The organism is Streptomyces sp. NBC_00490 (assembly GCF_036013645.1).
In the GTDB taxonomy this organism is placed as follows: domain Bacteria; phylum Actinomycetota; class Actinomycetes; order Streptomycetales; family Streptomycetaceae; genus Streptomyces; species Streptomyces canus_F.
The window spans coordinates 10,522,285-10,535,414 of record NZ_CP107869.1 but is presented as its reverse complement, the minus strand read 5'-3'; the positions used below and the strand labels follow the sequence as shown (position 1 = coordinate 10,535,414).

10 protein-coding genes are annotated in these 13,130 nt (G+C 69.0%); 5 read left to right on the top strand and 5 right to left on the bottom strand.

All coding sequences use genetic code 11. The annotated features are described in order from the left end of the window. Position 1: 1 nt before the first annotated feature. Entirely contained in the window at positions 2-4,456 is a 4,455-nt protein-coding gene (locus OG381_RS48250; protein ID WP_327722324.1) for a caspase family protein, read from the top strand. 596 nt (positions 4,457-5,052) lie between these two features. On the opposite strand, the gene OG381_RS48245 is transcribed toward OG381_RS48250, so the two are convergent. Together OG381_RS48245 and OG381_RS48240 are read right to left on the bottom strand one after the other, a co-directional pair. Then, positions 5,053-5,424 (bottom strand): type II toxin-antitoxin system death-on-curing family toxin, encoded by a 372-nt coding sequence (locus OG381_RS48245; RefSeq protein ID WP_327722323.1) that lies wholly within the window; start codon positions 5,422-5,424, stop codon positions 5,053-5,055. Next, a complete protein-coding gene (locus OG381_RS48240) occupies positions 5,421-5,723 on the bottom strand; it encodes a hypothetical protein (RefSeq protein WP_327722322.1) in 303 nt (100 codons plus the stop codon). Before OG381_RS48240 ends, OG381_RS48245 begins: the two co-directional genes overlap by 4 nt. Positions 5,724-6,262: 539 nt before the next feature. On the opposite strand from OG381_RS48240, the gene OG381_RS48235 reads away from it, so the two are divergent. Beyond that, entirely contained in the window at positions 6,263-7,336 is a 1,074-nt protein-coding gene (locus OG381_RS48235) for a hypothetical protein (protein WP_327722321.1), read from the top strand. A gap of 60 nt (positions 7,337-7,396) precedes the next feature. On the opposite strand, the gene OG381_RS48230 is transcribed toward OG381_RS48235, so the two are convergent. Then, positions 7,397-7,597 carry a hypothetical protein gene (locus OG381_RS48230; RefSeq protein WP_327722320.1) on the bottom strand — a complete coding sequence of 67 codons (201 nt, stop codon included), beginning with the start codon at positions 7,595-7,597 and terminating at the stop codon, positions 7,397-7,399. Positions 7,598-7,779: 182 nt separating this feature from the next. On the opposite strand from OG381_RS48230, the gene OG381_RS48225 reads away from it, so the two are divergent. The 3 genes from OG381_RS48225 (at position 7,780) to OG381_RS48215 (ending at position 10,654) form a co-directional block, all read left to right on the top strand. Continuing rightward, positions 7,780-9,354 carry a hypothetical protein gene (locus OG381_RS48225; RefSeq protein WP_327722319.1) on the top strand — a complete coding sequence of 525 codons (1,575 nt, stop codon included), beginning with the start codon at positions 7,780-7,782 and terminating at the stop codon, positions 9,352-9,354. Positions 9,355-9,506: 152 nt separating this feature from the next. Beyond that, positions 9,507-9,953 (top strand): hypothetical protein, encoded by a 447-nt coding sequence (locus OG381_RS48220; protein ID WP_327722318.1) that lies wholly within the window; start codon positions 9,507-9,509, stop codon positions 9,951-9,953. Between the two features lie 254 nt (positions 9,954-10,207). Continuing rightward, positions 10,208-10,654, top strand: coding sequence for a hypothetical protein (locus OG381_RS48215; protein ID WP_327722317.1), 447 nt, complete (start codon positions 10,208-10,210; stop codon positions 10,652-10,654). A gap of 187 nt (positions 10,655-10,841) precedes the next feature. On the opposite strand, the gene OG381_RS48210 is transcribed toward OG381_RS48215, so the two are convergent. Together OG381_RS48210 and OG381_RS48205 are read right to left on the bottom strand one after the other, a co-directional pair. After that, on the bottom strand, positions 10,842-12,212 hold the full coding sequence (locus tag OG381_RS48210; protein ID WP_327722316.1) for a hypothetical protein: 1,371 nt from the start codon (positions 12,210-12,212) through the stop codon (positions 10,842-10,844). Between the two features lie 525 nt (positions 12,213-12,737). Beyond that, complete coding sequence (locus OG381_RS48205; RefSeq protein WP_327722315.1) at positions 12,738-13,115, bottom strand: hypothetical protein; 378 nt, start codon at positions 13,113-13,115, stop codon at positions 12,738-12,740. Positions 13,116-13,130 lie beyond the last annotated feature (15 nt).

The window sequence follows — 13,130 nt, the reverse complement described above, 5'->3', positions numbered from 1 at the left end:
GATGGCCTCCGCACCACAGCCGTCCCACCAGCCGGGCCAGGAGGACGGGCGCCGTTTCCTGATCACTGCCGGGGTGGAGACCTACCAGGACTCCAGGATCACTGATCTGCCCGGTGCGGTGCGGGACGCGAAACGAGTACGGGAACTGCTGGAGCCCATGGGCTACACCCACGTGCTTCCCCGCCTCGTCCGCAACCCGACGCGAGCCATGCTCGCCGAGGACATCGAGAACTGGGCGGAGGAGGCGCTGCTCGGCCCGCAGGACATCGTGGTCATGTACTTCGCCGGCCACGGCATCCGGGCCGAGGACCGTCACTACCTCCAGTGCACCGACAGCCAGGCCGGCCGCCGAGCACGGGCCCTGCCAGCCGAGGACCTGGCACGCCCGCTGGTGATGAGCGGGGCCGGGCATCTGCTGGTCATGCTGGACACCTGCTACGCCGCGGCTGGCACGCAGGACATCAATCGGATGGCCGGGGACCTCGCCCACCTTCACCGGGACACGGCCAACCGGTGGCACCTGGCGGCTGCCCGGGCGAAAGACCGCGCCAAGGACAACGCGTTCGTGGATGCCCTCACCGATGCGTTCACCCACCCCCGCCACGGTCCGACCCAGCAGTTCATGAGCGTGCGAGAAGTCACCGACCGCATCAACGCCTACTTCGCCGAACACCGCCCGCTCCAGCAGGCCCGGCTGACCACGTCCGAGACCGACGGCAAGGACCCCTTCTTCCCCAGCCACCCCTTCATCCCCGGCTTGCCCGAAGACGGCATCGACCTCGCCGCCCTGGCCCGACTGCGCCACCAGCACGCGGGGTTCTTCGGACCGCGCAGCAAGGGCCTGGAGCATGCCGGCGAGTACGGCGACTACTTCACCGGCCGGACCCGCGCGCTGGACGAACTTGAGGCGTTCCTCACCACGCCCGCCGCTGAGCACGACCGCAAGGCCCGCGTCGTCACCGGGAAACCCGGCTCCGGCAAGTCGGCACTGCTGGGACGCCTGCTGACGCACTGCGACCCCGCACACCCGCACCCGGTTGTAGGACCCCCGCCCGCAGCGCCGCACCAGGCATCATCGGCGAACGGAGGCAGTCCGCAACGGCCTATCTCCCTGCCGGTGATCGTGCTGCACGCGCGTCGTGCGCCGTTGGAGGATCTGATAGCCGACCTCACCGCGGCCCTGGGCCTGTCCGCCGATGCTGGCCGTGACGACATCCTCACCGTCCTGGGAACCCGCACCGACCCGGTGGCTGTCGTGGTCGACTCCCTGGACGAGGCCGGCACAGCCGGCGATGCCCGCGAGAGCCTGCGCGTCGCCCGTGAACTCCTCCAGCCCCTGTCCGTGCTGCCAGCCGTGCGGCTCGTGATCGGCACACGCCACCCGCAAATCCGTGCCCTCGGCCGCGCCGTCCATCTCATCGACCTCGACAAGCCGCCCTACCTCACCACAGGCGACATCTCCGTCTACGCCCAGGCCCTCCTCGAAGACGCCCAGGACCCCCACTCCCGCTCGCCCTACCGTGACCGGCCCCATCTGGCAGCTACCGTCGCTGAAGGCATCGCCCGGCGCGCCGGTTCGTCCTTCCTGGTAGCACGGATGACCGCGCGCGCTCTCGTCCACGGCCAGATCCACATCGACACCGGCCAGCCCGGCTGGCACGAACGCCTGCCCAGTGACGCCGGGGAGGCATTCGCCGCCTACCTCGACCGCTTTGGCCCCGCGCGTCCCAAAGCCGAACGGCTCCTGCGCCCACTCGCCTACGCCCAGGGCGCCGGGCTGCCCTGGTCCACCCTCTGGGCACCGCTCGCCGAAGCCCTCTCCGGCGTGTCGTGTTCCAACGACGACCTCGACTGGCTCCACACCCACGCCGGCGCCTACATCACCGAAACCTCCTCACCTGACGGATCTGCCTACCGCCTCTTCCACGAGACCATGGCCGAACACCTGCGCCGCCCCGGTCGCGAAGCCGACGACCATGCCCTCATCGCCCGCACCCTCGCCCGCCTCGTCCCCACCGACCCAGCAACCAACCTCACCGACTGGCCCGCGGCCCACCCCTACATCCCCCGCCACCTCGCCACCCACGCCGCCGCAGGAGACATCCTCAACGACTTCGTACGAGACGCCGAGTACCTCGTCCACGCTTACCCCGCTCACCTCCTGAACGCGTTCGCCCTGCACACTCCGGCCATGCAAACGGCCGACGCCCGCCTCGCCGCCGCCATCTACCGCGCTTCCGCCAACATCCACATCACCCTCACCCTCAACCAGCGCCGTGACATCCTCGCCATCGACGCCGCCCGCTACCAGCAACGCCACCTCGCCGCCTGCCTGTCGCGAAGCCGCCCCTGGACACCACGCTGGGCCACCGGCACCCTCGTCAACCCCGCACACCATGCCACCCTCACCGGCCATACCGCACCGGTGTACGCGGTGGTGGTGGTGCAGATCGACGGCCGCCCGCACGCCGTCACCACCAGCAGAGACGGCACGATGCGGGTGTGGGATGTGGAGGCGGGAACCGAACGCGCCACCCTCACCGGCTCGGTGTACGCGATGGCGGTGGCGCAGATCGACGGCCGCCCGCACGCCGTCACCACGAGCGACGACGGCATGGTGCGGGTGTGGGACTTGGAGGCGGGAACCGAACGCGCCACCCTCACCGGTCCGGTGTACGCGGTGGTGGTGGCGCAGATCGGCGGCCGCAGCCACGCCGTCACCACCAGCAGCGACGACACGGTGCGGGTGTGGGATGTGGAGGCGGGAACCGAACGCGCCACCCTGACCGGCCACACCGACTCGGTGTACGCGGTGGTGGTGGCGCAGATCGACGGCCGCCCGCACGCTGTCAGCGCCAGCAAGGACCGTACGGTGCGGGTGTGGGACTTGGAGGCGGGAACCGAACGCGCCACCCTGACCGGCCACACCGGTCCGGTGTACGCGGTGGTGGTGGCGCAGATCGGCGGCCGCAGCCACGCCGTCACCACCAGCAGCGACGACACGGTGCGGGTGTGGGATGTGGAGGCGGGAACCGAACGCGCCACCCTGACCGGCCACACCGACTCGGTGAACGCGGTGGTGGTCGCGCAGATCGACGGCCGCCCGCACGCCGTCACCGCCAGCGACGACCGCACGGTGCGGGTGTGGGACTTGGAGGCGGGAACCGAACGCGCCACCCTGACCGGCCACACCGACTCGGTGAACGCGGTGGTGGTCGCGCAGATCGACGGCCGCCCGCACGCCGTCACCGCCAGCGACGACCGCACGGTGCGGGTGTGGGACTTGGAGGCGGGAACCGAACACGCCACCCTGACCGGCCACACCGACTCGGTGAACGCGGTGGTGGTCGCGCAGATCGACGGCCGCCCGCACGCCGTCACCGCCAGCAGCGACGACACGGTGCGGGTGTGGGACTTGGAGGTGGAAACCGAACACGCCACCCTGACCGGCCACACCGACTCGGTGAACGCGGTGGTGGTCGCGCAGATCGACGGCCGCCCGCACGCCGTCACCGCCAGCAGCGACGACACGGTGCGGGTGTGGGATGTGGAGGCGGGAACCGAACACGCCGCCCTGACCGGTCACACCGGACCCGTGAACGGGGTGGTGGTGCAGATCGACGGCCGCCCGCACGCCGTCACCGCCAGCAGCGACGACACGGTGGGGGTGTGGGATGTGGAGGCGGGAACCGAACGCGCCACCCTGACCGGCCACACCGACTCGGTGTACGCGGTGGTGGTGGCGCAGATCGACGGCCGCCCGCACGCTGTCAGCGCCAGCAAGGACCGTACGGTGCGGGTGTGGGACTTGGAGGCGGGAACCGAACGCGCCACCCTGACCGGCCACACCGGTCCGGTGTACGCGGTGGTGGTGGCGCAGATCGGCGGCCGCAGCCACGCCGTCACCGCCAGCAGCGACGACACGGTGCGGGTGTGGGATGTGGAGGCGGGGACCGAACGCGCCACCCTCACCGGCTCGGTGTACGCGGTGGTGGTGGCGCAGATCGACGGCCGCCCGCACGCCGTCACCACGAGCGACGACGGCATGGTGCGGGTGTGGGATGTGGAGGCGGGAACCGAACGCGCCGTCCTCACCGGCCACACCGGTCCGGTGTACGCGGTGGTGGTGGTGCAGATCGACGGCCGCCCGCACGCCGTCACCGCCAGCTTCGACCGCACGGTGCGGGTGTGGGACTTGGAGGCGGGAACCGAACGCGCCACCCTGACCGGCCACACCGACTCGGTGAACGCGGTGGTGGTCGCGCAGATCGACGGCCGCCCGCACGCCGTCACCACCAGCTTCGACCGCACGGTGCGGCTATGGGACCTGGTTTCAGCACGTTCCATAGCAGTGGCCTACACACCGTTGCCGGTTTCCGCGCTTGATGTGCACGACCGCACCGCTATCTTGGGGATGACAAGCGAGATTGTGGTCCTTGAGCGAGCGCAGGAGTAGTGAGAATTTCGGCGCCTGCGCCTGTCCCACACCAATCACAATGAGCCGAGTTGTCAGTGGGTGATCAGGCAGCAGGACTTGATGCCGGAACTCGCTTGGCGGAGACCGGGCTTTCCGTTGTCGATCTCCTTGAACCCGCCTGACGGTCGAAGACGTCACTGCAGGAGCAAACAGGCAGGCGTGGACTGTCCTGCGCCTGCTGCATCACGACAGCGTCCAGGGCCCTTGCCACGCTCCTCAGTAGCTCCCGCAGTGCGCTACGGTCCGCACCGCGGGTCTTGTGGCATGGCAGTTGGGGCACAGTGCGATCATGGAGCTTGGGTGGTCGCGGCTGCCCTGGGCGTGGTCTCGATGTGATCGATCTCCAGCAAGGGCCGTCCTGCTCCAGTGCGGTAGGGCAGGACGGCGAGCAGGCAGTCGGGGCTCTCGCACCCACCTTGGCTGCGCAGGAGAACCGCCTCGCGGGCGGCGCCGCTGCGGACACGGCGCTCTTATCGAGCGACTGAGTGCTGCGGTAAGGCGGAGGACGAGCAGGCCATCGCTCTCGCGGTGCCCGATGATGGCGAGAAGGGGTAGACCCGGCTGCGCTCGCGACTTCAGCTGGCGGACCAGGCGCGCAGCTGCGCGGCGATCTCCTGGACCCGGGCGCCCTTGTGCTTGGCGCGCATGACGAGCGCGAGGGCTTCTTCCGGCTCGTAGTCCAGGGTGACGCCGTTGGTGTTGAGGAACGTCTCGGCGATCAGCCAGGCGAAGAACTCGTTCTTCGCCTCGAGCGGCTCGTGCAGCGCGATGCTCTCCAGCATGGCCGCAGCCTTCAGCCAGTCGCTCGCGTACACGTCACGGCCCATGTAGTGGGCCTCGACTCGAGCGCAAGCGCCGTCGAGCACGCCCAGGTCGAGACAGGCCGGGTCGCCCGGGAGGGTCTGCGCGATCTGCAGGAGCTCTTGCGGGGTGAGGAACCGGGTCACGCGGCGTGACCGTGCCGCTGGGACTCGTGCAGGTCGCGGCTGCCCATGGGCGCGGGGTCGGGCCACGCGTCCGTGCTGGTGTCGGCGGCGGGGGTGTCCTGGGTGGCGAAGACGTCGGCGAGCTGCGGGACGCGGTCGCGGGTCTTGCCGAGGGCCTTGAGGAACGGGTCCTCGGCAGCCTTGAGCGCCGCTTCGCGGACGAAGTCCTGGGGGGATTTGCCGACGAGGTCGGCGGCTGCCGCGACGCGCGCGTACTCCTCCGGCCCGAAGGACGGCACAGGCGATCCGTTCTGGTCCATACGAGCGACGGTACCAGCGGCACCACCCCTTGGCCGAGGGTCTGCCTGCCCGGTACCCGAAGGGTTCACCGTGAGGACTCGACGTAGGGCCCCGGTCTGTCGGCCAGGCCGCTGGCGGTGCAAGGAACAGTGCCGTGACATCCCGCCGTCTACGGAAACTCCGGAGTGAGGACGATCTATCAGCCTTCCAGCTGAAGACATGCTGTTCTCCGGTCACAGGGGGCTGGCTAACGTGGCCACTGATCGTCCTACGAGGCATTGACCGGCTTCCGCCGTGCCGCTGGGCCCTGGGCGCCCGGGCCTGGCACCAGGCCAGCCGGGAGAAGGGAGAAGTTCAGTGGGCGAGCGCAGCAGTACTGACTGGGTCGGGGCATCCGGGACCTGGTTGTCCGGAGGTGTTGACGATCACCCCGGCTCCTGTCAGCTGAGTCGAAACGGCTGCCGTGGCTACGCGGTGCGGGCGCTGGTTGTGGTTGCAGCTGGGGCCCGCAGCCACAAATGGGGGTGCCCTGCTGTGGCGGAACGGGGATCATGCCCGCATGAACGACGAGGCCCCCTCGGGCGCCGAAGACAGAGCAGAAGACTTCGATCAAGAAGCGGAAGCGCGGAAAGGCTCCGCTTCCAGCATCGGTCTGCCCGGCTTCATGAAGTCGGCCGCGCGGACCGCGGCTGTCCTCAACTCCATCGATAGGAAGTGGGCGCCGCTCCTTCGCCAGACTCGCTGGCTTGAGTCCACTCGTCGCTCGATGGGACTGACCACCGGGGCGTATCAGGCTGCCCTGGATGCCCAACGCCGGTACCAGGAGATCGCCGGGCCTGTCCTCGCCCTCCCAGGCGATCTCAACGCGATCTCCGACTGGCACGGTCGCATCAACGACGTCGTGCGCAGTGTGTCGCTCCCTCGCACGCTGCTGGACCAGCTCGCGGCGGCAGCGGCGTTCTTCCTGCCGGCGAACCTCAGCGGCCTCGACACTGGGGACCTCTCCACGGTCCTGGACATGGGCGCGGATGACGGACTGTCCCTGGCATGGGCACCCCGGACCGAGATTGTGAAGGCCCTGCTACCCCTCGGCACGCGCACAGAGCGCCACGCCCTCCTCTGCGAACGCCGCGACGACGTTCTCGACGACATCGATGCCAGCCTCAAGATCATCACCCACCCCGAGCTCACCGACTTGGTCACACTCCTGAGCTCTGCCTCTCACACCGCGCGGGCCGGTTTCAGCGAGGGAGCCCAGGCCCTGGCGGGCAATGTGCTCGAGACCACGATGAAGAGGCACGGCAACGCCTGGATCCGGCGTTCCTTCCCCCAGGTCGCGTACCTGAAGGGAAGCCATCACGGCACTATCAGCAGTGCTCTGGATGACGCGGACGACTGGGGCGACCTCAAGCTCCTGCAGTTCAAGCCCTACCTCGTGCTGGCGGGCATGCGGAACGCCTTCGGGCCCGGCGCCACCCAGGACACCTTCAACCGCCACCTGGGAGCGCACGAGGCGTCGCCCGACACCTATCGTCCGGAGTTTGTTCTGCCAGCGATCCTCCTGGCTCACGCCCTGCTGCGTGTGCTGAACCAGGACCTCGAGCACCCCGACGACGAAGAAGGCGACGCGTAGCCGCTGCTCAACCTCGTTCTGTGTCACGGTTGGCGCACGCGCCCAGGAAGCGCGTGCGGACTACTGATCGTCCTGCCGTCGTGCACGCTGGCGGCCGGGGTCTTCGCCGCTGCGCGCGGCCGGATTCACTGGGGTTCGCGTGCGGCGCCGCACCCATACGCCAGCCCCAGCGATGACGACCGCGGTGATCAGCTGTGCGGGCAACTGGGTCAGCAGCCCCTCGGCGATGAGGGCGACAGCACGATCCAGGGGTTCAGGCATGGGCGGAGCCTCCAGAATATGTAGGCATTGGTGGTGCACGGTCCTGGCCAACGGATGCGTCGGGGTGACGGTGTGTGCCGTAACGCTGCATCTGCTGAGATGAGCCGGTCTACTTGTTCGCGTTCCGGTGCGGACAAGTGCGAACAAGGGCCGGTTGTCCGTGAGTTGCCGAGGAGTACACGTTGATCGAAGGGCGTCGGCGCACCCGTCCGTGGGGGCCGCTGAAGGGACCCACGCCGCAGGCCAACGATCGGGCGCGGTTGCTGCGCGGCTGGTTGAACCGCCGAGACCTGCGCCTTGACGACGTGCTTAAAGGACTGACCAGAGAGCACTTCACCAGCGGCCGCGTTCCCAGCCGCACGACAGTGTCGGCGCGGCTGGCCGGTGTTGCCCTGGACGACGAGTTCGTCGAGGCGATCGCCGATGTGTGCTCAACAGATGCTGCCGGACGGGATCGTCTGCTGCTCGAGGCCCGCGCCCTGACGTCGGGCCGCGGTAGTCCCCCGTCGGCCGACGGGGCGGCCCCGTCGCCATCTGAGCAGCTCTCCGAGCGCGGTGCACCATCCGAGAACACGGCGGGACTGGTGGCTGTGCAGCGACAGCATCTCGCCACGCAGGGCCAGCTCGTTCGCGCCCTGGAACGGGCGACCGAGCTGGAAAACGCGCGGGCCAGCGCCAATCAGCTGGTCCTGGTCCTGCTGACGATGGTGGAAAGGCTCCGGCGCGACGTCGAAACCCTGCAGGCCGAACGCGACCGGCCCCTTGCCCGTTCTGCCGCGCTGCGGCCGCTCGACCAGGTTCGGGCCGAGCTCACCCGCAGCGAGGAGCAGCGCAAGGCAGCCGAGGCGGAGCTGGAGCGGGCCCGTGCGGAACGCCACCGGGCCGACCGCCTCGCAGAGGAGGCCGCCGAACAGGTCCGCGTCCTGCAGGCGGCACTCGATCAACTCCGTGGCACATCCTCCGACACAAACGCCGGCACCCTTCCTGTACTCGAGCAGGAACAGACCACGCACGGCGGGCCGGGGGCGGGGCTGGACGATATCGACCAGGCCCTGGCCAAGGCCTCCCGGCGCCTGGACGACGGAGCCGACCGGCTCGACCGACTCGCCGGGGAAATGCACCGGGACAACTCGCCGGACAACCCCGCCACCAGCAGCGCGCTGACGGACAACTCCGCACACAGCGGCACCGCGACGAACGAACCGTACGACCGGGAGGCGCACGCTGCTGCGCTTCGCAAAGAGGTCCTGGACGTCTTCTACGCCGCACGCGAGCATCCGGACACGTTCGAGGAAATCATCCGCGCCAGCGAGCCCGAGCTCGTGGCGAACCTGGTCGAGCTGCTCTACTGGTGCGGGAAGGACGCCGACGCCGACGACCTGCTCAACCTCGTGGGCACGGTGACGAACGCCGCCGACATCCCTGCCGTCATGGACGCCTGGAACGGCCTGAGCCTGCCTCGCATGTTGCTGCAGAAGATCGCTACCCATCGCCCTGCGGAGAGCCTGCTTCAGGTCGTACAGATCCTGCGCAAGGTGTCTCCCTTCCAGGCCGATCAGCTCCTGATCGACGTGAGTTATCTGCGCCCGCCAGATCGCATTCCCCCCGTTCTCGGAGGGCTGAGCGAGCACGAGACGCTGCACGTCCTCAAGGCGGCACGCACCGTACTCGCGGTGAGTAAACGCCACGATCTGGTCCTTGCGCTGCGGCGCGCGGGCCGTCCCGAACACGAGAGCGCGCTACTCGAGACCCTCTGACTCCGTGGTAACTGCCCCCTTGGGGCGGGCTGCCCGGAACTGCGCAGCCTGCCTTCCCCTCCCCCAGACATGGGGCATACAGAGTCGAGCGGAAGTCGGCCAAGGGACAGGCGCCATGGCGGGGCGGCCGCATTTCTCGCTACCGTCGCTGTATGACAACCGATGGTGAGTTCCTGGCCGACTTACGCCTGAGCGAAGCGCCGACCGGGGTAATCGTCAACGCGTTGCGCTGGGACATCCTGAACGACTGGATCAGGTACCTCAACGACGGCAATTTCCCGGACAAGACAGCTGAGATGGCTTACCACTGGGGATTCATCAAGCGGGACTTCGGGGGCGACGCGCTGCGGTGCCTGTGGAGCAAACACCAGAGCAGTTACGGCATGTTCGCCGAGGCGGTGTGGCTGCTGCACCGCGAGTTCAGCGAAGGAGCTGGTGCAGACCATCATCCTCTCTTCGCTGGCCTGCCGCCGATCCCCGCCGACGTCCTGTTCCAGAAGATCGCGAGTGCGTCGGCGGTGGCCGTTCGGACGAATGCCGAAGACCAGATGGTCGAGATCCTTCGCCAGGCACCGCAGGACTACGCAGCGATGGGGTGACGGTAAGGCCGAAGCCCTCGCACTCGAGGTGAGCGGGGCCCCATGTCGCCCTGCCACCACTCGTCGCAGTGCGCACTCCCCGCGGAGTAGTGCCTCAAAAAACCTGCCGCCCGCGGGCCGTGGGATGAGCGGCAGTTCGTACATGGTCGAATTCTCATCCTTCTCAGCAGCCACCCGCCAGAACGAGGAGCACGCGCTGTTCTTCGTCCGGGTCTGGGCCGAAGCCGTACCGGGACGTCCGCGAGCGGGCGGCGGTGAACGACCGCAACTACGAGCGTATGGAGGAGTGGAGCCCCACGGAGGAGGACCTGGCCCGCGACTTCCGCGAGCAGTGGGCCTCCGAGCACACGCTGGTCTGGGCTGCCTTCCAGCTGGAGCAGTGGCGCGCCCGCCTACAGACGGAACGAGGGGTCGAGCCCGAAGTCGGGCATCCGCTGCTGCGCACGGTGCGCAACGCCCTGGAACATCTCGTGGACGCTGTGTTTGTTGATGAGCGAGCTGAGTCACCGGCGCCCACCGGCCAGAAGGGGAGCGCCCTGCGCCAGCTAAAGGGCCTGGACATCGCGCTCGGAGGGGAAGCCTCGTTCGGACACATCGACACGGCCGCGGTGGAAAACGCCGCATTGAACGTGGTCCGCACCATCGAGCGCGACCTGGAGCAAGAAGCCCGCGACCGGTACTTCGCGCTGCTCGGCCCATGAAACCAGCCACGGGTACCGCGCTCACGGTGAGCTCGCGGCGCATTCCGCGGGCTAACACGCGAGGACCCACCCCTTCCAGGCAACCCGCCATCCGGCACCACCGCAGGGGACCTTCACGTCCGGAACGCTGCTGCAGCCTCGAGAACAGGATCTGGACCGCCAGGATCCCGCCGACGGAGCGTTCCGGTTATGCAGCACGAGCGGCCTGCAACTGGGCCCGGGTGTACGTAGTCGTGCCGTCACGGGGAGTGCCCTGTAGCAGTTGGAACAGGCCCTGCGGTGCTGCGGGGTCCTCAGGTTTGACCGCAGGGGCGGAAATGTCGTCCAGGAGGACGTCTATCAGGCGGGCCAGAGTGTGGCAGCCGTTGCCCGAGTAACCGAAACCGATTCCCCAGCCGTCCCTCTCAGGTGCCAGCCACAGGGCGCCGTCCTGGGTGCGCACCCAGCAGATGTTGCTGCTCAAGATGAGCTCGGCGAGCGGCGAGCGGGTAGGCAGCCGCTGCAGGGTGTACGTGAACAGGCTGGCATTACGCGAACCCGGCGCGCGACTCAGGACCGGGAGAGCCGCGACAGGATCGTGGAGGAGGACGTCCGTGTCGGCGTCGCGGCCGTTGTGCAGCAGGATCTTCTCCAGCACGGTGGGAGACTGGCCGGAGTCGGCGGGGACCAGGCGCTGAGCCCACTCGCCAGCGGTGTTGCAGGACTGCGGGCGCACGCTGGCCACGGCACCGGTGTGCCAGTCCTGGCCGCCATCCCAACCCCGGGCGAACTCCGCGACCCGGTGCGCGAGGACATCCCGGCGCTCAGTGACACTCAGCCAGCCCGCGCGACGGACCACCTCCGACGGCTCCTGCGGCTCAGGCCGGAGGACCGGGGCCGGCACCGCACCGAGCACGAGGTGGGCGCCGTCCCCGCCGTCGGCGGCGTTCTTGCGCAGCTCGGCGATGTTTCGAGTGGCCGAGGTATACCCCCGGCGGCGGACCTCCCGGGCCAAGTACCAGCACACCTCCGCAGCCGGTGAGCCGTCCGGTTCGTCGGCGGCAAGCTCCGCGAGCGCCGCGACCGGGGTGACAATGTCGCGTGCGGGCACGACCGCCGGCGGGACGCCCGGGCGCCAGGCGGCAATCGCGTCGCGGTCGCGCACCGCGTGAAACCAGTACGGCGCCCGCTGCCCGAGCACCGTCGCCAGCTGAGCCCATGTCGTCTCGTACTGCTTGCCGCCCCCGTCGATGTCGTAGGCAAGGAGCTGGGGCACGTACGGTTGTGTCACCTGCGTGCTGGTCTGCGCCGCCACCACACACGCGTACCAATCCGCAAGGCGCTCGCCATGACGTCGGCGCAAGGCATGTATGACCGTCTGAGGGCTGGCGTTGCCGTCGACCAGCGAGTGCACCAGCCCGACGCCGCCCTGGCCGGTCTCCCACCGCAGCACCGCATAGCCATCGACGAACTCCGCCTGGTCGAAGTCGGCTTCCCCGATCCCAGCGGCCTGCTCAAGCCATGGCCCCCGCGCGCCCTCGTTGTCGCCGTCCGCTGTGCTCTGCGTGAACAGCCCCACGTCCGTCCCTCCCCAGGGTCCTTGGCACGGCCCCGCCCAGGCCGATCAACACCTGGGATCGCGCACCACCTTCACCTTGCCCCGCCCCGCGGGCCAGCACCCACGCTCCGCCTGAAACAAGACGGCCAACCGGTCGGCAGGCCCGCGGCGCCGCTCCTGCGGTCGACGCGTTCCTCGCTTCCGGCCACGGCGAGACCCGGTTCGTGGACCTGGAGGACGACACGTCAGGGGTCGAAGGAGATCTCGAGCGGAACCGGGCGGGCGACGGCGACGAACCCGAAGGGAGCCGGGATGGCCGACGAACGCGACGAAGCCTGAGGACATTGGCGGCGTCTGGATCGGCGCCCCCATCATGGTCATTCACGCGGTCAAGAGCCGAGCCGCACGGGGCGTCCTCAGCGCTGTCGCCCTCGCGCACCTGGGCGGCGGGGACTTCGTGCGTCCCTATGCCGAGATCGGTGCCCGCGGCTCGGGCCCTCGTACATCTTCCTGTACGAGGGCCCGAGGATGCTCTCGTCGGCGGGGTTACCCGGCGGGGTATGCAGCCTGCAGGCGGGTGAGCAAGTCGTGCACGTCGTCAGCGGAGAATGCGGTCACTTCACCCTCTTTCGCCCCCTCGACGGCGATGTTCCACTGGCCGTCGCCTGCTGCCGTTATCTGGATGGGCGGCTGTGCCATCCACATCACGTCGATGCCGCGCCGGACGACTACAGCGACCAGGCCGGGCAGCAGCACTCCCCCCGGGCCCATGAGGAGGTCGGCGAGTGCCTCGGTGGCGTTGTCACCGCGCACGCTCTCCGTGGTGACACCGACTTGTCCACCGCCGGCATGGGTGAGCATCACCGCCATATGCGTACAGTCCTCGCTCCGGTGCCACGGCGGCGTCTTCCAGTCGAAGGTCATGAGCGCATCCTGCCC

Excerpts from the sequence above, each read along its gene's own strand:
- OG381_RS48250 (WP_327722324.1), top strand. The coding sequence starts at position 2 with ATGGCCTCCGCACCACAGCCGTCCCACCAGCCGGGCCAGGAGGACGGG.
- OG381_RS48240 (WP_327722322.1), bottom strand. The coding sequence starts at position 5,723 with ATGGACCAGAACGGATCGCCTGTGCCGTCCTTCGGGCCGGAGGAGTAC.
- OG381_RS48235 (WP_327722321.1), top strand. The coding sequence starts at position 6,263 with ATGAACGACGAGGCCCCCTCGGGCGCCGAAGACAGAGCAGAAGACTTC.
- OG381_RS48230 (WP_327722320.1), bottom strand. The coding sequence starts at position 7,597 with ATGCCTGAACCCCTGGATCGTGCTGTCGCCCTCATCGCCGAGGGGCTG.
- OG381_RS48220 (WP_327722318.1), top strand. The coding sequence starts at position 9,507 with ATGACAACCGATGGTGAGTTCCTGGCCGACTTACGCCTGAGCGAAGCG.
- OG381_RS48205 (WP_327722315.1), bottom strand. The coding sequence starts at position 13,115 with ATGACCTTCGACTGGAAGACGCCGCCGTGGCACCGGAGCGAGGACTGT.